Source organism: Paraburkholderia sp. UYCP14C, from assembly GCF_004197395.1.
Lineage (GTDB): Bacteria > Pseudomonadota > Gammaproteobacteria > Burkholderiales > Burkholderiaceae > Paraburkholderia.
Window position 1 is genome coordinate 139,120 of the sequence record NZ_SELS01000006.1, and the last position, 19,129, is coordinate 158,248.

Here is a 19,129-nt window from a genome sequence, read left to right on the forward strand (position 1 = left end):
TTCGTGCCCCGCGCTGATGCATTACGCCGCGGCCGCCTGCTGCTGCTCCTGCGCGGAGGAGCACGCCACCAGAATGCTGCACGACACCCGGTCGAGCAGCGGCGTGTTGCCCGCCCCCATCCACCATCGCGACAAACCCGTCCGGCAGCGATGGCCGACCACCACGAGGTCGACCTGCAACTCGTTGGCGAGATTGGCGATCTCGTCGATCGGATGGCCGAAGGCGAAATGCCCCTGCGCGTTCACGCCGCGCTCGGTCAGCCAGTTCACGCCCTCCTGCAGAATCTCGCGGGCCGTTTTTTCGAAGCTGCCGCAGGCCACGTCCGTCAACAAACCCGCGCTTTGCGCGATGCTCGAACGCATGTCCACGACCGACAGCAGGTGCGTTTCCGCCTTCAGGTCCAACGCCAGATCGGCACCGCAACGCAGGGCTTTGCGGCCTTCGCGCGAGCCGTCGTAGCACAACAGGATTTTCTGGTAGCTCGCCATCTGTTTTCTCCCATTCGCGCGGAAAGCGCGTCTGAATCAATCATGGTGCGCCGCAATTCGGCTTGCAAGGGATGGAAAACGCTAAGTGCACGGTCGGTGCATGCTGAAGCCGTCTGCACAAGCGTTGGGCCACCTGCGACAACGTTTGCACACGTATGCCGCATCGCAAAACTTCGTATGCGAACGTTGCATCGGCAAGCTACGGGCGATGTGGCGCGCCAGTCGCGCCACTGCACTGACCGACACCGACAGCCGCGTTGCACCCCACGCATTACGCGTTCCCGGACACCCGCTCGCATCGGCGACCGATACCCTGGAATAGGCGGCTCCGCGTGCGCAATGCGTGCGTCGCAGGTATGTTGTGTGTGTAGCGCGTACGTTGTGTCTTCTTCCGGAGCCTTGCCCGACTCATGCCCGCCGCCCCCATCGAATTCCATCAGGTCAGGAAAAGCTACGGCGAAAAGACGGTCGTCGACGGATTGTCGTTTCATGTGAACACCGGCGAATGCTTCGGGCTGCTCGGCCCCAACGGCGCCGGCAAGACCACCACCTTGCGCATGCTGCTCGGCATCGCGGCGCCCGACGCCGGCACGATCCGCCTGTGCGGCGAGCCGATCCCGGGCCGCGCACGCCTCGCGCGTTCGCGCGTCGGCGTGGTGCCGCAGTTCGACAATCTCGATCCCGATTTCACGGTGCGCGAGAATCTGCTCGTGTTCGGCCGCTACTTCGGTCTGAGCGCCGCGCAGTGCCGCGCGGCGGTACCCGGTCTGCTCGAATTCGCGCGCCTCGAGAACAAGGCGGACGCGCGCGTGAGCGAACTGTCGGGTGGCATGAAGCGGCGCCTCACGCTCGCGCGTGCGCTGATCAACGATCCCGAGGTGCTGGTCATGGACGAGCCGACCACCGGTCTCGATCCGCAGGCGCGCCATCTGATCTGGGAACGGCTGCGCTCGCTGCTCGCGCGCGGCAAGACCATCCTGCTGACCACCCACTTCATGGAAGAAGCGGAACGGCTTTGTCATCGGCTGTGCGTGATCGAGGAAGGACGCAAGATCGCCGAAGGCGCGCCGCGCGAGCTGATCGCGTCAGAGATCGGCTGCGACGTGATCGAGATCTACGGACCCGATCCGTTTGCGTTGCGCGACGAACTCGCGCCGCTCGCCGAGCGCACCGAGATCAGCGGTGAGACGCTGTTCTGTTATGTGAACGACGCGCAGCCCGTGCATATGCGCCTCAAGCAGCGCGCCGATTTGCGCTATCTGCATCGGCCGGCGAATCTCGAAGATGTGTTTCTGCGGCTCACCGGCCGCGAAATGCAGGACTGAATACGCAAAGAGGCATCGGATGGACGCACGCACCTACGAAACCCACGACGGTACGCCATCGGCACAGGAGCCGTTCGGCGCCTTCCCCGCCAACGCCACGAACTGGATCGCGGTGTGGCGCCGCAACTATCTGGTGTGGAAGAAGCTCGCGATCGCGTCGATGTTCGGCAACCTCGCCGATCCGATGATCTATCTGTTCGGTCTCGGCCTCGGGCTCGGGCTGATGGTCGGGCACGTCGACGGCGTGTCGTATATCTCGTTCCTCGCGGCGGGCACGGTGGCGTCGAGCGTGATGATGTCGGCGAGCTTCGAGTCGATGTATTCGGGCTTTTCGCGCATGCACGTGCAGCGCACGTGGGAAGCGATCATGCATACGCCGCTCACGCTCGGCGATATCGTGCTCGGCGAGGTGGTGTGGGCCGCGAGCAAATCGGTGTTGTCGGGTGTCGCGATCATGCTGGTGGCGGGCGCGCTCGGCTATGCGAGTTTTCCGTCGATGCTGCTCGCGCTGCCGGTCATCGTGCTGGCCGGTCTCGCGTTCGCGAGCCTTGCGATGATCGTGACGGCGCTCGCGCCGTCGTACGACTTTTTCATGTTCTATCAGACGCTGGTGCTCACGCCGATGCTGCTGCTCTCCGGCGTGTTCTTTCCGATCTCGCAACTGCCCGGTGCCGCGCAAGCGGTGACCGCTGCGCTGCCGCTCGCCAATGCGGTCGATCTGATGCGACCGGCGATGCTCGCCCGGCCGACGGAGCACGTCGCGCTGCATGTGAGCGTGCTGGCCGCCTATGCGATCGGCGGCTTTATCGTGTCGGCGATCCTGTTTCGGCGCCGCATGATGAAGTAAGCCGAACGCGCGGACGGCACGTGGTGCCGCGTTGTACCTGCGCCCGCGCGAGACGGCGCCGCGTTGGTCGTCGCTTTGCGTGTTTCCTATCGACGCGCGCGCTCAGTCCTCGTCATCGGTCCACGGAATGTCGACGTCGGAGATGAACGCGACCGTCGCGAACGGGCCGCCCTCGTGACGCCCGATCTTGCCATCGGCGCGCTGCCATTCGACCCGGAACACGGTAGCCGGATCATCGGCGATCAGCCGCACCGTGCGCAATTCGTCCGGATCGGCGTCCTCGACCGGACCGTCGAGCGAGATCAGCAGCGCCTGCGGCCAGAGGCCATCGGCGGGATCGTAGATCTTGTCGCCGTCGTGAATCAGCGTGAAGGCTTCCACGCCGATGGTCGCCGACGCATCGACGATCATCTTGGCGAGCGCACGCAACAACGCGGTCGCTCGCGCCGAGTTTGCCTGACGGATCGCGAGATCACCACGCGTAAGCGCCTGCTCGAGTTTCGGATTGGTTTTCTGTTGCGCCATGGATGTGTTGGTCCTATCGCTCTGTTGTGGGCAACGCGCCATCGGGACGACGCGCCGCGTTTCTTTTTGGGTCCACCTGCCGCCGCTTGTGTGCATTGCAGCATCGCGGGCTGGGCGACATGTCCGCGGCTCGACTGTCGTGGTTCCGCCGTTTTGCCTGATGGTTGCGCGCACCGTCAGGGTCGTTTTCTCAAAGCCGCCCTTGCCGTCCACCACAGTTTAGGTCGTGATTCGGATTCCGGGAGAACATTTGCCGCTTAGTGCGTTGCATGTGTCGCATTTCATGCATCGACTCGCGAGCGCCGCGGCGTGCGCTTGCCGCGGGCCCGGTCCGCCTTCGGCGTCTTCAAAGCCTTCGCCGCCTGTTCCCCGGCCGGCTTCGCAGCCGCGATCCGCGCGATCAGATGGTCGCGAAACGCGCGCACCGACGGCGGCAACTCACGCCCGGCCATCGTCTGCACCTGGATGCTGCGCTGGCGCATCTGCGGGTCGGTCAGCGCAATCACGACGAAGCCGTCGTCGGCATAGCGGTCGCGCACCGACAGCAGCCCGGTGAACATGATCGCGCCGGACTTCTGCGCATAGCGATAGATCGCGCCGCTGTTGTTGCAGATCAGGTCCGGCTCGAGCAGGATGCCTTCGAGCGCGCACGTGATGTCGATCAGTTGGCGAATCGTGGTGCCCGCCTCCGACAGCGCGAGCGGATAGCGGCTCACCTCGGCGAGCGACAGTTTCGCGCGCGCCGCGAGCGGATGATCGGCGCGCACCAGCACGAATACCGGCGCGCGTTCGGTGTGCTCGACCTTGACGCCCTTCTCGGGCGCGAGGCTGAACGACAACGCGATATCGACGTCGCCGTCGCGCACATGGCGGGTCGCGTCGGCCGGCGACATCACGGTCAGCGTGAAATCGATGCCGGGGTGCTCGGCGCGGAAATCCGCGATCGCGGCGGGCAGGAAGTCGACCGCGAAGCCCTCGGCGGTCGCGATCTTGATCCGGCTGCCGTGCAGGCTCGCGAGGCCGCTGATCTCCTTCATCACGTGCTCGGCTTCGAGCAGGCTGCGCTGCGCGTACGCGAGCAGCCGCTCGCCAGCCTCGGACAGCGCCATGCCGCGCGGGCGCCGCTCGAACAGGGTCACGCCGAGTTCGCTCTCGAGCCGCACGATCTGCCGGCTGATCGCAGATACCGCGACGTGCAGTCGTTCGGACGCATCGCTCAGCGAACCGCTGCGCGCGACTTCGACGAAATAACGCAACGCGATGCCATGCAGTGAACGTGCCATCCGGGACGCCTCCATTGAATCAGTTGCAACGATGCCGCGGGTAGCTGGCGCGGTTCGAGGCGACGTGCGACGCTTTGCCTTTCCGGCAACGCAAGCTTCGAAACATGATCATTGTGACAAAAATGGCGCGCTTCTAGAATCGGTCGCAACGACATCGCAGGCGTTTTCGGCCGAAGGCCGCGCCGGGCGTCCAGCCAGCGTGCCTCGCCGCGCTCTGCCCCACTCACCCATTCCCCGCATTGGAGACATCGACATGAGCCGCAACCAGGCCATCGAGCTTGCCACCCGGCACTTCGAATCCGGCGCTTTTCTCGCCGACCTGAACCGCCGCGTCGGGATTCGCACCGAAAGCCAGGAAAGCGATCGCGGCGCGCTGCTGCTGTCCTATCTGACCGACGAGATCAAGCCCGAAGCGGAACGCCTCGGCTTTGGCACGCGCATCGTCGATAACCCGGTCGATGGCTTCGGTCCGTTCCTGATCGCCAGCCGTCACGAAGGCGATCATCTGCCGACCGTGCTGATCTACGGCCACGGCGACGTCGTGCGCGGCTACGACAGCCAGTGGCGCGCGCCGCTGACGCCGTGGGCGGTGACGGTCGAAGGCGAACGCTGGTTCGGTCGCGGTACTGCCGACAACAAAGGCCAGCACTCGATCAATCTCGCCGCGCTCGCGAGCACGCTTGCCGCGCGCGACGGCAAACTCGGCTTCAACACGAAGCTGCTGATCGAGATGGGCGAGGAAACCGGCTCGCCGGGGCTCGACGCGATCTGTCATGCGCATCGCGACGAACTCGCCGCCGACGTGCTGATCGCCTCCGACGGTCCGCGTCTTGCCGCGCGTCGTCCGACCGTGTTTCTCGGCTCGCGCGGCGCGGTCAATTTCAGGCTGTCGCTGAACCTGCGCGACGGCGCGCATCACTCGGGCAACTGGGGCGGCCTGCTGCGCAATCCGGCGACAGTGCTCGCCAATGCGCTCGCGAGTCTCGTCGATGCGCGCGGCGTGATTGCGGTGGACGGCCTGCGTCCGCCGCCGATCCCCGAAGCCGTGCGCCGCGCGCTTGCCGACATCACGGTGGGCGACGGTCCCGGCGATCCCACCGTCGACGACAACTGGGGCGAGCCGGGTCTGTCCGCGCCCGAGCGCGTGTTCGGCTGGAACAGCTTCGAAGTGCTGGCCTTCAAGGCGGGCAATCCTGAGAATCCGGTCAACGCGATTCCGCCGTCGGCGTTCGCGGTGTGCCAGTTGCGTTTCGTGGTCGGCACCGATTGGGAAAATCTCGGCAAGCATCTGCGCGCGCATCTCGATGCGCACGGCTTTCAGCTGGTCGAACTCGAGGTCGAGCGCGGCGCGCCGGCCACGCGGCTCGATCCGGACGATCCGTGGGTCACGTGGACGCTCGCGTCGCTCGAAGCCACCACCGCCAAGAAGACCGCGCTGCTGCCGAATCTCGGCGGCACGCTGCCGAACGAGGTATTCGCCGACACGCTCGGTTTGCCGACGATCTGGGTGCCGCATTCTTATCCGGCCTGCTCGCAGCATGCGCCGAACGAGCATCTGCTCGGGCCCGTGGTGCGCGAGGGTCTGCAGATGATGGCGGGACTGTTCTGGGATCTCGGCGAGAATTCGCCGCTTGCGGCGAAGCGCCTGGCGGAGGATACGGCAAAGGCCGCGGGTTGAATCCGGCTGACGCCGATTGATTCGAAGTGGCGCGCAGCGGGACCGGTTAACGACCCGCTGCACGTCCGTCCCGCAAACACATCTGAATCGGGCGACTGCCCTAACACGCCAATCAGCTTGCCGAAGCCGCCCCGTCGACCGGCCGGGGCCACCACGGCAAGCACATCGCGATTACATCGACATCACGGTGCCGGATTAGGCTGCAGCTCGTGCAGCCTGTCGATTTCCGCCAGCACCTGCGCCGACAGCTTCACCTCCGCACTGCCGATGTTCTCCTTCAACTGCTCCATCGACGTCGCGCCGATCAGATTGCTGGTCACGAACGGCCGGCTATTGACGAACGCGAGCGCGAATTGCGCGGGCGTCATGCCGTGGCGCTTCGCGAGTTCGACGTAACGCGTGGTCGCCTGCACGGCTTGCGGCTTGCTGTAGCGCGCGAAGCGCTCGAACAGCGTGATGCGCGCGCCGGCCGGACGCGCGCCGCCCTCGTACTTGCCGGACAGCCAGCCGAACGCGAGCGGCGAATACGCGAGCAGGCCGATGTTGTCGCGATGCGCGTACTCGGACAGACCCGCTTCGTACGTTCGGTTCAACAGGCTGTACGGATTCTGGATGCTGACGATGCGCGGCAAGCCGAGCTTTTCGGCCGCGCGCAGAAACTGCGCGACGCCCCACGGCGTTTCGTTCGACACACCGACATGGCGCACCTTGCCAGCCTTCACGAATTCGGCGAGCACCGTCAGCGTTTCTTCGATCGGCACCGTGTACGCGTCGTCGACCCACGGATAGGACGGGCGGCCGAACGTCATCGTGCTGCGATCGGGCCAATGCAGCTGATACAGATCGACGTAGTCCGTTTGCAGACGCTTGAGGCTGTCGTTGAGCGCTTCGGTCAGGTTCTTGCGGTCGAACTGATTGCCCTCGCCGCGAATATGACGCGGATTGTGAGGCTGACGCGCCGGGCCCGCGATCTTGCTGGCGAGCACGATCTTCTCGCGCGCGCTCTTGTGCTGCGCGAGCCACGTGCCGATGTAGCGCTCCGTCGAACCTTGTGTTTCGGCGCGCGGCGGCACCGGATACATTTCGGCGGTGTCGATCAGGTTGACGCCGTGATCGAGCGCGTAGTCGATCTGTGCGTGCGCTTCCTGCTCGGTGTTCTGTTCGCCCCACGTCATGGTGCCGAGACCAATCAGGCTAACCTGCACATCGGAGTCGCCGAGTCTGCGGTATTCCATTTACTTGTCCTGTCAAAGAGGTGAAGAAAGCGCAGACGTTACCACGCCGGCGCATTGCCTGCGGGGCTAGAATGTCAAGCCCATGCGTTGCAGCGCGCCGCGTGCCGACTTGCGCGGTACGCACTTTGCGCTCTCGATGCGCGTTTCATCACGACTTCGTTGCCATGAATCACGAACACCTCGAATTGCTGGTCACGCGCGTGATGCCCTACGGAAAATATAAAGGCCGCGTGATCGCCGACCTGCCCGGTCACTATCTGAACTGGTTCGCGAGCCAGGGTTTTCCGCCCGGGGAGATCGGCCGTCTGCTCGCGTTGATGCACGAGATCGATCACAACGGTTTGAAACCGCTGCTCGCCCCGTTGCGCAAACCGAACTCCCTGGCGCGTTGAAACCGCCGCCGTGAAAGCGTTGCCAAGCCCGCTGAAAGTCGCGAAGCAGGCAAGCTGCAAGCAATGTAGGCCAGTACAAATTCATACAGGTTTTTTCTTGCGGATTGCGTTCGCGTGGCCTTTAATCGGCATAGGTCGTCGCGACGTGAAACGTCGATAGTGAGGCGGTTCAGTCGTCGTTCACTGAACCGCTTCGATGTGTTCCGGCGCCGTGCGATCCCCCGCCTTCGTGAATGCCCGTGTGTCCATGTCCCAATTCAACCTGTCCGCGTTGCTCGAATTCATCGGCCACGATCTGTCGCCGGTGCGCGCGGTGATCCTGTTCTTCGTGATCGGCTACGTGGCGGTCGGACTGCCCGTGCACTTTCGCCAGGGCGCGGCCTCGCGCGACGTCTGGGGCACGGCTGCCGGCGTGACGATGGCCGCGCTCTACGCGGCGTTCCTCGTCGGCGTGTACCCGTGGCTGCATCACCTGTCGGCGGTTGCGCGTTGAGCTTCGGCCGCCGCCAGCTCCGCTCCGAGACCTTCCCATAGCGGTTCGAGCAATTCGCGGCGCGGCTGCCAGCGCCGCATCGACGTTCGATACAGCGGTCGGCGCACCTGCGCCGAACTCGCGGTGCTCACGCGCCGCGTCGTTTCGTGAAACGCGAGGCAGCGTTCGTCCCACTCGAGTCCGCAATGCGCGAGCATGCGACGCATGGTCGCCTCGAAACCGTCGACCAGTTCCTCGTACTCGATCTCGATCAATCCCCCGCTGGCCCCTCTGGCGCTCGGTATAGGCGATTGATCAGTGACAGCTCGAATGGCTGCTAACGGCGAAAATTGCTGACGGCCCGCTGCTGGCCACCCGCTGCCCCATGCATGAAGGACCGTCTCCCTGGCAAGTAAAGCGGTGATCTGCGACGGAAGACCCGGACCACCCAGCCATCGCTACAAAAAGCGGACGCAGGCGCACATGTTCAAATTGGAATTGCTCCAATGCCGCTATCCATGTGCGTATTTAAAGTACCCGCAGCACGGATTGCCCTCGCGGCCTGTGAGCGCCCCGGGCTCACTCGCCTGGTGGAAAGGCGGCCTCAACCGCGGAGCGCGAAAGTAGCCACAATGAGAGCCGAGAAGATCAGCGCCGGGGCGAGATGCCGGAACGGCTCCCGGTTTCGTAGCAGTGTGAAGAGCACTGCGATCATGATCGCAGTGGCCAGCGTGATGCCTAAGAGTCTGGTTTGTTGCCCAAGAAGCAGTGCCGCACTGAACAGTTCGAGAGCGCCACAGAGCAAACGAAACCATGCCGGATAACCCCAGCGTGCGAAGTCGCGCTTCACTGCGCCGCGTCCTGCGAGATTGACCACCCCGGCAACTGCGAACAGAACCGCTACGATCGTCGCGAGAATCGATTCGAAAGATACAGCGTTCCACGTCATCGTCATGCTCCGTTAATTGGCTGAAAGTGTTTTTGTTCAGAGAGGTCCGCAATCAGGCCGGGGCCATCGGGTTTCCACGCAAGAACTCGCCGGGCATGCTGGCCGCTTACTGTCTGGTCGAGCGCCAGTGCGTCAGCGAACGGTCCAAGCGATTTGCGTGCATCGTCGAGTGGCCAGAATTCGACGCGATCGGCGCCAACCGAGGCCCGAATCGCTTCGCCCATTTCGGCAACGGCAACGGCATCTTCCGCAACCACGTTGAAGATCTGTCCCGCCACTCGACCGTCTCCGCGTGCCGCCTGCTCCACCGCGCTCAGATATGCCGTGGCGAGATCGTCGACGTGCACGGCCGGCCAGTGGTTGCGACCATCGCCGACGACTCTCACACTGCCGGTCTGACGGACCATGCCGGCAAGCATGCCGAAGATGCCGCCGCCATAGCCGTGCACCATCGCCGGCCTGAGGATCACCGCGGCAATCGAGCGGCTTGCTGCCAGCGCCTGCACGTGTTGCTCCACTGCTGGCCGCCAGGCGACGAGCGGTGTCGGGTTCAGCGCCGTTGCTTCAGTCGCGGCGTCGCCCTCCGTATTGCCGTAGACCCAGGTGCCCGACGTATAGACGAACGCGGTGCCCGGATGCAATTGCGAAAGCATCGCCTCGACTGCGGCCTCGTCAGCAACGGCGGCGGAAGCATCGTTGGTCGACGCCAGGTGCACCACGCCATCAGCGGCACCGGCAGTCGCAGCAAAAGACTGTGGCTCACGCAAGTCGCCCCGATGCAGTTTCACGCCGAGACGTGCCAGCGCGCTCGCGGCCGCCGACCTGTCTTCGCGCACCAGCGCCGTCACCCGATGGCCAAGGCTGATAGCCTTGCGCGCGACCGCTCGCCCGATGTACCCCGTACCACCTGTAATGAACAGTTCCATAGCGTTTTCCTCGACGAATACCTACGAAGTTGACAATCAACACAAACGAGACTCATCAGTCTCGTTCCGGCAAATCTAAACGAGACTGACCAGTCTTGTCAACTACTCGACGATCTGCTATTTATCTGCCATGAACATGCTTTCTCCCCTCGACCTGAGCCCGCTGCAACGCCGTAAGCGGTCCGCAATCCTCGACGGCGCGAAAGCCGTTTTCTTAAGCCAGGGATTCGGCCTGGCAACGATGGACGATGTCGCCGCGGCCGCTGGCGTCGGCAAACAGACCGTCTACCGCCACTTCAAGTCGAAGGAGGCGCTCTTCGTTGGTCTGGTGAGTTCGATGTGCGCTCAGGTGGGTGGACTTCTTGCCAGCCCTCAGGGCAAGCAATCAGATGGCTCACCCGAAGTCGAGTTGCATGAGTTGGGATGGGTGTTGGCACACATCCTTATCGAGCCGGATTATCTGCGGCTTTACCGGGCCATCGTTGCTGAGGCCGAGCGCCTTCCGGAACTCGGCCAGGTGTTTTACGAAAATGGCGCGAAGGTCGTCCGTGCCTTCGCCGCAAAAATTCTGCGCAAACGATTCGACGAACCGACCGCTGCATTGCGGGCAGCGACATTCGTTCAGTTGGTACTCGGCGACGCGTATCTGGAACTGTCGATAGGCTACACGGTGCCCGATGTTGAATCGCGCTTTGCACTGCAAATTGACGAGGCCGTGGCGGCGGCACTTCGCTAGAGAGTACCGCGTAACAGGTCGAGTCACTGCTTGCAGAGCGCAACAACATGTAGCGCGGGAACCGCACGATCCAGGCGCGCTTCAGAAATTATGAGTTTCGTTTTGTGGTCACGTCTGACTCGTGCGACGAGGGCATGTTGCGCGAGCCTCGCAATGGTGTGTGGGTCGGCAGGCGACCTCGAGCGAACGATCACCCTACCCAAGCCGTAGCGGCCGCTTCCAGCGGTACAACAGACGCTAGTCCACTACTGGGCGCAGCTGCGTCTTTCTTACTGCTCGCCCTCAGGAAAGAGACACCCGCCGTTGCGGACCAACGACTTCATCTCTTCGCTCACCTCCAAGGGGCTTCGAATCAATCGAGCAGCGAACTCCTTGTGTCGCCGCATGTACGACTTCGAATCGTGCTTCGCGCTCCAAAGAACGATGTTGAGCAGGATGGGGATGAGATCCAGACCCTTCTCGGTCAGCGTATAGAAATCCTTACGTCTATCGTCGGGGTTAGGCGCCCTCGCGAGAATTCCCTGCTCCTCAAGAAAGGCAAGCCGGGAAGCCAGCACATTGGTCGCGATTCCTTCTTCCGATTTCAGGAATTCTCCGTACGTTTTCTTGCCAGTGAAAACGATGTCGCGGACGATCAGCAGCGACCACCTGTCGCCGAAGATCTCCACGCCGTAGTTCACTGCGCAATGGGACCGAAGGTCCTCTTTGCTGGTCGTTTTCATGGCTGGATCTTAACATCGCTTGCATGTTGCAAGTAAATTTTCGTCGATTGCTTGTGTTTTGCAAGTAACATGACTAGCATGGCCCATAGGTTGAGTGCAGTCGTTGGCTCGAGCCAGTACCCCACGAACCATCAATCCCATGACGGCAAGGAATCTCGAAATGAAAATTGGTTTTATCGGCGCCGGCCCTGTCGCACAGACGATCGCCAAACACGCTCTATCGGTTGGTCACCAGGTTGTACTTAGTAACTCGCGTGGGCCGGAGTCGCTCGCCGAGCTCGTGGCGGAATTGGGTTTCGGTGCCGCCGCCGGAACGGCGCAGGAGGCTGCCGAGCAGGACCTCGTCGTGCTTGCGACCAAATGGTGGAACGTGCAGGCAGCGTTGTTTTCAGTCGGCAACTGGAAGGGCCGGGTCCTGGTGGATACGACCAACCGCGTTGCCAGCATTCAGCCTTTGATGCTAGGCGACACCGCCGGACGCACGTCGAGCGAAATCGTCGCCGATCTCGCGCCCGGAGCGAAGGTCGTCAAGGCGTTCAACACTGTTCCGATGTCGTGGATCTCGGACTTTTCGCCGTCGAAGCGCAAGACCGCATTCTTCGTGGCCGGGGACGATGCGGACGCTAAAAAGCTGGTGAGCGACCTGATCGAGGAGATCGGTTTCTACAGCCTCGATCTCGGCTCCCTCGCGGTTGGCGGCAGGCTCCAGCAAACCGGCGGACCTCTCGTGGGCGTCAATCTTACGTTCAATGACCGGTTCGTCTTGCCTACGATTGACTGACCGATCGGGGCAACGACGCAGTCTGCGTTGACCTCGGTGAATGTCGTGCATTTGCCGACTGCTGCCTGATACGGCGGGCAGAAACCGAGCCTCAACCGTCACTCGACCCAGTGATGCTTCGATGGTACCTCGGGCGGATTCAACGGCCACTCGCGCCGTTGAGACCGAAGCGCGGCACATCGTCATGCTCGACGTGGCCGGTAGAAAAATCGGTTCGATTATTACCTGCCATGTAATTGGCGGGACTCGCGCGTCTGACTAATCTGTGCGTGTCGCCTGAACGTTCTCGGCGAAACCTTCGACCCTCAAGGAAATATCATGGCTAACTTTCCCCTCTATACGCTCGAATCCGCACCCGAACAATCGAAGCCCGCGCTGAAAGGTCTGGCTGAAATCTTCGGCATGGTGCCTAACATGCCCGCCCAGATGGCGGGCTCGCCGCGACTCATCACTGCCCTGGTTGCCGTGTTCAATCAGGCGCACGGCGGCAACTTCAACGAAGATCAGATGCAGGTGCTGCTGCTCACGAATGCGGTGACGAACAGCTCCGCCTGGCCGGTCGCATTCCACTCGTACCTCGGGATCAAGGAAGGCCTGAGCGAGGCCGACGTGCACGCGATCCGCGAACGCCGCTACCCGAAGGACCCCAAGCATGCAGCGCTGTCGCGTCTCGCACGCACGCTGATTGAAAAGCGCGGCCGAATCGACGACCACGACATCGCCGCGTTCACCGAGGCGGGTTTCGATCAGGCGCTGGTGCTCGATGTGGTCCTCGTGGTCGCTGCCTCGACGATGACCAACTACACCGCGAGCGTCACACAGTCGCCGCTTGAAGAGGTCTTCCAGCCCTACGCATGGAACGCTTGAGGCGAGTTTGCGCGGCGGGAAAGCAATTCAAACGACCCGCCGCAGAATGTCTGGTTAAAGCCCTTTCCCCGCGGGAAATGGGCTTTTTTTATTTTCTGGTTCAAGGGGGCTAACGAACGTTCCACCATTTCGAACCCACCATTCCTCACAGTCGATGGCGCAAGGCTTTCCGGGTTTATCAATCGATTGGCGTTTTCGTTATGGGCATGCTTCAGGTGGATGACCCGCACACCAGATAGCGGTGTAGCGTCTCGCGGATCGTCCAGATCTCCTTCAGCTTCAGCGGCGGTTTCTGCCAGGTCAGAAGTACAACGGCCGTACTTTCTTCTGTTTCGTGACTCGGTCGGCCATCGCGGATACGCTCAGGGCCGACGCATGTTGACTGAAGGGAACAATTGAATTGCCTCGGACCATGATGCTTTCGCGTCGAAACTTGCACAGAATCGAATCCATCCCGACGACCGCAAGCAACCCTTCACGGACGAGCGTCGTCTCGACCGACGGGCGGCTGCTTCGAGGCTCAACGGCCATTCAAGGGCGATGTTTTGTGCCTGGTTTAACGCCAACGGAGCAAGAAAATGGGCAAGTTCAGCGATTACGAGTATAGAAATCTACCCGGGTTCGATATGAAGAGCTTCGAGGGCGCGAACCCGGCCATCCCGATGAAGACACTGGTAATCCATTGCTTCGACCCGCGGGCGGTCGAAATCCCACAGGCCGTCGCCGACTATTTTGGGGACGAGGTCTATCCGGGAGAAGTCATCGTCGACGAAAATGGCACCCGGGTTGGATCAACGCGAACACTGTTTGCCGCGACCAATGCGGGTGGACGCGCCGCCTTCGCTCTAGCGTCTGTGGCGGCCATGGATTATCTGTTCGATGTCGAAAAGGTCGTGGTCGTTCACCACTCGTTCTGCGGTACGACGACCCTGACGCCGGAGCTGATGATCGAGGAGTTTCATGATCATCATCACGCTGATATCTCGACGTTGTTTGATCACGATAGCCTGGCCATCATGGATTTCGAGGAGTCGCTCAACTATGACATCAAGTTGCTCCGTTCGAGCCCGGCGGTGCCGAAGCGCGTCAAGCTCTACGGCTTCTTCTACGAGATCAGTTCCGGCAAGTTGACCGAAGTGGTGCGGGACATTCCTGCATAGATCGCGAAGGCCATACGCAATGTCGCCTTCGAACAGCTACAACGAGAAGCATCCCCATAGTGCGCTGAAATAACGCTCGCCACGCGAGTTCCCGCGCAGGACCGAATCACTTTGCCTGATAGATCAGGTTTCACGTAGCGTCAGTTCGACGTGCTTGAGGCGCCGTATGATTCGCTCGACGAATTCCAACGTCACGTGCGGCAGCGCACGCTGATTCGGGACGATGATGCCGACCGTGAGCGAGTTCACGTTTTCGTCGTCGAGCGGACGCCACACCACTTCCCCGCGCGATAGTTCGTCGAGGAAAGCCAGTTTTGAGAAGAACGAAATGCCCCGGCCGGACGCAATCAGCCGCTTGAGGAGTGTCGTCGAGTTGCAGGTCACGCTGGGTTGCAACGATTCCCAGAACTCGGGGAAGTCGCTCGTGCCAACACCCTGGATCGGCGAGCGGCCCTCGAGCCGCAAAAACGCATGGTTGCGGCAATCGTTGAAGCTGATTCGCTCCTTCTTCGCGAGCGGATGCGAAGACGCCATCACCACGCCCGGCGGCAGCGGCACTTCCGTCACGACATCGAGACCCGCGGGCAGCTTGGTGATGAATGAAATTCCGATGTCGTATTCGCCACTCACGAGTCGCGGCGGCACATCGTGCGGCGGCACCGCAACGATCGAATAGGTCACGGCCGGATAGACGTCCGAGAATTCCTCGACCGTGGCCGGCAGGAAGTCCACGAACAGCGAGTCCATTGCCGCGACCGACACGTGCCCTGTGCGTTCGCCCTTCAGATCGTCGAGTTCGCTGCGCATCAGATGGAAATCGTTCAGCGTCGCGCGAATGTGCTGCAGCACGCGTTCGCCGGCCGCGTTCAGGCGAATGCCGTTCGGCAGCCTGTCGAACAGTTCAGTTCCCATCTCGGCTTCGAGCTTCAGGATTTGCCGGTTCACCGCGCTGGACGCGACATAGAGATTCTGTGCCGCCTTGCGGATCGAACTGCACCGCGCCACTTCGACGAAATATTTCAGGACGTTCGCATGCATCGTGTTGCCTCAATACGTGACCCGCACCGGCCACGCCGCGACCTCGGGATGATCGCAGGCTACCCTACCCACGTCGCAAGCGCCACCCGGTGAACCGAGGGCGGTCACCCGGGCGCCGAAGAATTCACGGTTCACGGCGGCGAACGACGCCTCCGCGGGCGGGAGTTCTTCGTCGTGAAAGATGGCCTCGGTCGGGCACACCGACACGCACACCCCGCAATTGATACATTCCTCGGGATGAATGTAGAGGGTGCGCCCGCCTTCATAGATGCAGTCGACCGGGCAGCATTTCACGCATGCACCGTCTTTCACGTCGATGCAGGGCGAGGTGATAACGTAGGCCATCAGCGTCCGCTCCAGCAAGGTTGGCGCTTTTCCTGGAAGGCGCGCACGCCTTCGTGCGCGTCCTCGGATTGAAGTGCGCTAACCAGCGCGGGCAGTCGCAGCGCCTGCGCTTCCACCGCCGACAGCGTGGCGGTGCGCCGGACCACCTGCTTGATTGCCTGCAACGACAACGGCGCGCACGCCAGCACAGCATCGACCCAGCGTTGAACAGCGGCATCGAGCTCGGCGCGCGGCACGACCTCGTTGACAAGTCCCATGTCGAGCCCATCGCGTGCGGAAACCCGCCGGCCGGTCAGAAGCATCGCCATCGCCTGGCGATACGGAATCTGGCGTTGCAGCAGTGTCATGCCGCCGTCGAGCGGCATCCGGCCGACCAGTGCCTCGGGCAAGCCGAAACTCGCCTCCTCGCACGCAATCACGAGATCGCATCCCAGCACCATTTCGAAGCCGCCACCGAGCGCATAGCCGTTGACACGCGCGATCACCGGCACGTTGAGGGTCTCGCGTAGCGCGATGCCACCGAACCCGCCGGGACGCGGCGCAGCCCAGTATTCAAGACCGCTCATCGACGGGTTCTTCAGGTCCGCGCCGACACAGAACGCCCGCTCGCCCTCGCCGGTCAGAACCACGGCACGCACGTCGCGGTTATGCTCCAGCTCGGTCCAGATGCGTTGCAGTTCGGCTTCGGTCACGAGGTCGACGGCGTTGAGCGCTTCCGGCCGCGCGAGTGTCACAGTGGCGACATGCCGATCGATAACAAGACGTACGCTCATGCCGCCTCCGTGACGACGCCGCCGCGCAATTGCTGAAGCACTTCCTCGGTGTGCTGCCCGAGCTTCGGCGGCGCGCGCCGCAAGCCGACCGGGGCGAGCGACAACTCGATCGGACTACCGATGAAACGCACCGGCTGCCCTTCACCCTGCCCTTCGATGATCAACTGGTTATGCAGAGTCTGCGGATCGACGAGCGCTTCGCGCAGATCGCGCACCGGCGCGCATAGCAGATCCTGCTCGTCGAGGCGCGCCAGCCAGAAATCACGCGTGTTGGTCGCGAAGCGATCGCGGAAGATACCTTGCAGCACCGCCTTGTGCGCGAACTGCTGATCGAGGTTGCAAAAGCGCGAATCGGCGGACAGGTCGTCGATTTGCAGCGCCGCGCAGATATCGCGCAACGGGTTTGCCTTGAAGGCGCCGACCAGCACGAGCGCACCGTCCTGCGTGTCGAATACGCCGGAGAGTGGCATCGCGGCCCAGTTGACTTCCGAGTCGGCCATCATGATCATCGCGGCCTCCTGCATCTGCATGGCGAGCATCGAATTGTAGAGCGACACGTTGACCTTTTGCCCTTCGCCGGTGCGCTCGCGATGCAGCAACGCGAGCAGAATGCCCTGCACCATATGCATGCCGGCCGAATAGTCGGCGAGCGCCGTCGGGTACACGGAAATCGGTAGCGAGTCGTCGGCGCGGCGCGCCATCACACCGCTCATCGCCTGCGCGAGCACGTCCTGTCCGCCCTTGTGCGCATAAGGGCCGGTTTCTCCAAAACCCGATCCCGACGCGTAGATGATCCGTGGATTGAGGCGGCGGCAATCTTCATAGCCGATGCCCATGCGGTCCATGACGCCCGCGCGAAAATTACTGACCACCACATCGGCCTCGGCGATCATGGTCTTGAGCGCCGCCATCTGCCCGCCATCGCGCAGATCGAGCGCCACGCTGCGCTTGTTGCGGTTCAGACTGCAGAAGATCGGGTTGTCCGCGCCGGCCACCGGCTCGAACGTCGAGCGGCTCAGGTCGCCCGCGCCCTTTCTCTCGATCTTGATGACATCCGCGCCGTAATCCGCGAGCATCTGGGTACATACCGGCCCCATCATGACCTGCGTCAGATCGATGACGCGTACGCCAGCGAGCGGCAAATCGTGGGGCTTGTTCGTGTTGTGCGTGACGCTCATGCTGCCTCCCTTGCATCGACGTGAACTGCGAGCGCCGGGATGTCCGCGTTGCGGCCGGCCTGGTCACCGGGATCGGCGCCTTGCGTGCGCAGTGTCTTCTGCAGCGCGCGCACATCGACGTTGCGCACCGACACGCCAGCGCCGAGCGCGAGCGCGGCGGCGACGCCCGCGGCTTCGCCCATCGCCATGCACGGCGGAATTTCGCGCGACATCTTCTGTGCCTGCGACGTCGCCGAGTAGTGCCGCCCCGCGACCAGCAAATTGTCGACCTGCTTCGGCAACAGCACCCGATAGGGCATGTAGTAGTCGCGCCCACGTGCGATGCTGTCATCAAAACGCGTGCGTTGCGCGAGGTCTTCCTTGGTCATCACGTATTCGCCTTCGAGCAGGCGCGTTTGGCGCACGCCTGTCTGCGGCGCGACGTCGATCACATAAGCGCGCTCGAAACCGGGCAACTTCTCACGCACGAAATCGACTACCGCGTGAATGTGCTTGCGGCCCTGGACTTCCGCGCGCGTCAGGTCTTCGGGCTTGAGTCCGTCGAGACCTGCCATGTGCGGACAGTTGCACCAGACAACGCCCGGCAGCGGCGTCTTGAGCCACCAGTAACCCCACGAGCCACCGAGAATGCGCTTGATCTGGCGATCGAGCGCCGCATACGCTTCCGGCTCTTCGGCTTCGAAGCGCTCAGCCGCGTCGGTATCCACGCCGCCGAGGCGGAACACCGTCGTCGTAATATAGGTGCCGCCCACATGCGGCACGCCCGCCGACGCCGCGACATCGAGGTCGCCGGTCGCGTCGATCACGACGTCGGCGAGAATTGCTTCACGGCCGTTTTTCGTCTCGCAGATAACGCCTTTCACCTGGCCGTTCTCGACCAGCGTGCGCGAGAACCACGAGTGCAAACGCAACTGGATGCCGTACGACTCCACCATTTCGAGCGCGACGCGCTTCATCGCGTCCGGATCGAACGCAGCCGCGAAGCACACCGGATGCGGCGTCTTCTGGCTGTGAAAATCGAACGTGCCCCAACGACCCCACTGACGATACGCGGCGGGATCATCGCCCCATTCGTGCGAACGCGGGAACGTCGCGAGCTTGCGCGCCGCCATGCGCTCGATGAAGGTCATGCAGGTGCCGCGCACCGAAATTTCCTGAAGGTGGTTGTCCCACATGTCGTCGAGCACCAGCACCATGCCGCCCGAAGCCAAACCGCCGAGGTGGTTGTAGCGCTCCAGCAGGATCACCTCCGCGCCATTGCGCGCCGCGCCGAGCGCCGCCGACAGGCCCGCGGGACCGCCGCCAACCACGACGACGTTTGCCTTTGCTGCCACGCGCACATCGCGCGCCGGTTCCTGAATCCAGTCACTGATCCTGTTCATTTTCGTCTCCTATCGGAATGGGATGT

The 19,129-nt window shown here is 62.7% G+C and carries 22 protein-coding genes; 9 read left to right on the forward strand and 13 right to left on the reverse strand.

What is annotated here, in order from left to right:
* Positions 1-21 precede the first annotated feature (21 nt).
* Positions 22-489, reverse strand: a complete 468-nt coding sequence (locus tag EVC45_RS07650) for a universal stress protein (protein ID WP_062122949.1) — start codon at positions 487-489, stop codon at positions 22-24.
* Between the two features lie 410 nt (positions 490-899).
* Here EVC45_RS07650 and nodI point away from each other — a divergent pair, with 410 nt between their 5' ends.
* On the forward strand, positions 900-1,814 hold the full coding sequence (gene nodI, locus EVC45_RS07655; protein WP_129957405.1) for a nodulation factor ABC transporter ATP-binding protein NodI: 915 nt from the start codon (positions 900-902) through the stop codon (positions 1,812-1,814).
* A gap of 19 nt (positions 1,815-1,833) precedes the next feature.
* Positions 1,834-2,661 carry an ABC transporter permease gene (locus EVC45_RS07660; RefSeq protein WP_129957406.1) on the forward strand — a complete coding sequence of 276 codons (828 nt, stop codon included), beginning with the start codon at positions 1,834-1,836 and terminating at the stop codon, positions 2,659-2,661.
* Between the two features lie 102 nt (positions 2,662-2,763).
* Here the strand turns inward: EVC45_RS07660 and EVC45_RS07665 are convergent, their stop codons facing one another.
* Both EVC45_RS07665 and EVC45_RS07670 read right to left on the reverse strand, forming a co-directional pair.
* On the reverse strand, positions 2,764-3,186 hold the full coding sequence (locus EVC45_RS07665; RefSeq protein WP_013089291.1) for a hypothetical protein: 423 nt from the start codon (positions 3,184-3,186) through the stop codon (positions 2,764-2,766).
* Between the two features lie 281 nt (positions 3,187-3,467).
* Positions 3,468-4,469, reverse strand: coding sequence for a LysR family transcriptional regulator (locus EVC45_RS07670; RefSeq protein WP_129957407.1), 1,002 nt, complete (start codon positions 4,467-4,469; stop codon positions 3,468-3,470).
* Positions 4,470-4,722: 253 nt separating this feature from the next.
* Between EVC45_RS07670 and EVC45_RS07675 the strand changes: the two genes are divergently transcribed.
* Positions 4,723-6,147 carry a M20 family metallopeptidase gene (locus EVC45_RS07675; RefSeq protein WP_129957408.1) on the forward strand — a complete coding sequence of 475 codons (1,425 nt, stop codon included), beginning with the start codon at positions 4,723-4,725 and terminating at the stop codon, positions 6,145-6,147.
* Between the two features lie 182 nt (positions 6,148-6,329).
* On the opposite strand, the gene EVC45_RS07680 is transcribed toward EVC45_RS07675, so the two are convergent.
* A complete protein-coding gene (locus tag EVC45_RS07680) occupies positions 6,330-7,382 on the reverse strand; it encodes an NADP(H)-dependent aldo-keto reductase (RefSeq protein WP_129957409.1) in 1,053 nt (350 codons plus the stop codon).
* 164 nt (positions 7,383-7,546) lie between these two features.
* Between EVC45_RS07680 and EVC45_RS07685 the strand changes: the two genes are divergently transcribed.
* Both EVC45_RS07685 and EVC45_RS07690 read left to right on the forward strand, forming a co-directional pair.
* Positions 7,547-7,774, forward strand: coding sequence for a DUF3820 family protein (locus EVC45_RS07685; RefSeq protein WP_129957410.1), 228 nt, complete (start codon positions 7,547-7,549; stop codon positions 7,772-7,774).
* A 247-nt stretch (positions 7,775-8,021) separates the two neighbouring features.
* Positions 8,022-8,267 (forward strand): hypothetical protein, encoded by a 246-nt coding sequence (locus tag EVC45_RS07690; protein ID WP_129957411.1) that lies wholly within the window; start codon positions 8,022-8,024, stop codon positions 8,265-8,267.
* On the opposite strand, the gene EVC45_RS07695 is transcribed toward EVC45_RS07690, so the two are convergent.
* The 3 genes from EVC45_RS07695 to EVC45_RS07705 all read right to left on the reverse strand — a co-directional run bounded on the left by EVC45_RS07695 (position 8,243) and on the right by EVC45_RS07705 (position 10,121).
* Positions 8,243-8,521: a sulfotransferase gene (locus EVC45_RS07695; protein ID WP_248295056.1), complete on the reverse strand. Its 279-nt coding sequence runs from the start codon at positions 8,519-8,521 to the stop codon at positions 8,243-8,245. The two genes, EVC45_RS07690 and EVC45_RS07695, sit on opposite strands and share 25 nt — an antisense overlap.
* A gap of 329 nt (positions 8,522-8,850) precedes the next feature.
* Positions 8,851-9,195, reverse strand: coding sequence for a DoxX family protein (locus EVC45_RS07700; protein ID WP_129957412.1), 345 nt, complete (start codon positions 9,193-9,195; stop codon positions 8,851-8,853).
* Positions 9,196-9,197: 2 nt separating this feature from the next.
* Positions 9,198-10,121, reverse strand: coding sequence for an NAD-dependent epimerase/dehydratase family protein (locus tag EVC45_RS07705; protein ID WP_129957413.1), 924 nt, complete (start codon positions 10,119-10,121; stop codon positions 9,198-9,200).
* 130 nt (positions 10,122-10,251) lie between these two features.
* Between EVC45_RS07705 and EVC45_RS07710 the strand changes: the two genes are divergently transcribed.
* The gene (locus EVC45_RS07710) at positions 10,252-10,857 is read left to right on the forward strand and encodes a TetR/AcrR family transcriptional regulator (RefSeq protein WP_129957414.1); all 606 of its coding nucleotides are present in this window, start codon (positions 10,252-10,254) and stop codon (positions 10,855-10,857) included.
* A gap of 269 nt (positions 10,858-11,126) precedes the next feature.
* On the opposite strand, the gene EVC45_RS07715 is transcribed toward EVC45_RS07710, so the two are convergent.
* On the reverse strand, positions 11,127-11,579 hold the full coding sequence (locus tag EVC45_RS07715; protein WP_129957415.1) for a helix-turn-helix domain-containing protein: 453 nt from the start codon (positions 11,577-11,579) through the stop codon (positions 11,127-11,129).
* A 160-nt stretch (positions 11,580-11,739) separates the two neighbouring features.
* Here EVC45_RS07715 and EVC45_RS07720 point away from each other — a divergent pair, with 160 nt between their 5' ends.
* The 3 genes from EVC45_RS07720 (at position 11,740) to EVC45_RS07730 (ending at position 14,387) form a co-directional block, all read left to right on the forward strand.
* The gene (locus EVC45_RS07720) at positions 11,740-12,360 is read left to right on the forward strand and encodes an NADPH-dependent F420 reductase (protein WP_129957416.1); all 621 of its coding nucleotides are present in this window, start codon (positions 11,740-11,742) and stop codon (positions 12,358-12,360) included.
* A 318-nt stretch (positions 12,361-12,678) separates the two neighbouring features.
* The gene (locus EVC45_RS07725; RefSeq protein WP_129957417.1) at positions 12,679-13,227 is read left to right on the forward strand and encodes a carboxymuconolactone decarboxylase family protein; all 549 of its coding nucleotides are present in this window, start codon (positions 12,679-12,681) and stop codon (positions 13,225-13,227) included.
* A gap of 578 nt (positions 13,228-13,805) precedes the next feature.
* Positions 13,806-14,387: a carbonic anhydrase gene (locus EVC45_RS07730; protein ID WP_129957418.1), complete on the forward strand. Its 582-nt coding sequence runs from the start codon at positions 13,806-13,808 to the stop codon at positions 14,385-14,387.
* Positions 14,388-14,510: 123 nt separating this feature from the next.
* On the opposite strand, the gene EVC45_RS07735 is transcribed toward EVC45_RS07730, so the two are convergent.
* From EVC45_RS07735 to EVC45_RS07755, 5 genes are read right to left on the reverse strand one after another with little or no spacing between them, the layout of a single operon-like run.
* Complete coding sequence (locus EVC45_RS07735; protein WP_129957419.1) at positions 14,511-15,425, reverse strand: LysR family transcriptional regulator; 915 nt, start codon at positions 15,423-15,425, stop codon at positions 14,511-14,513.
* A gap of 9 nt (positions 15,426-15,434) precedes the next feature.
* Entirely contained in the window at positions 15,435-15,770 is a 336-nt protein-coding gene (fdxA, locus tag EVC45_RS07740; protein WP_129957420.1) for a ferredoxin, read from the reverse strand.
* Positions 15,770-16,543: an enoyl-CoA hydratase-related protein gene (locus EVC45_RS07745; RefSeq protein WP_129957421.1), complete on the reverse strand. Its 774-nt coding sequence runs from the start codon at positions 16,541-16,543 to the stop codon at positions 15,770-15,772. Before EVC45_RS07745 ends, fdxA begins: the two co-directional genes overlap by 1 nt.
* Positions 16,540-17,721, reverse strand: coding sequence for a CaiB/BaiF CoA-transferase family protein (locus tag EVC45_RS07750; protein WP_129957422.1), 1,182 nt, complete (start codon positions 17,719-17,721; stop codon positions 16,540-16,542). Before EVC45_RS07750 ends, EVC45_RS07745 begins: the two co-directional genes overlap by 4 nt.
* Positions 17,718-19,103, reverse strand: a complete 1,386-nt coding sequence (locus EVC45_RS07755; protein ID WP_129957423.1) for an FAD-dependent oxidoreductase — start codon at positions 19,101-19,103, stop codon at positions 17,718-17,720. Before EVC45_RS07755 ends, EVC45_RS07750 begins: the two co-directional genes overlap by 4 nt.
* Between the last annotated feature and the right edge of the window lie 26 nt (positions 19,104-19,129).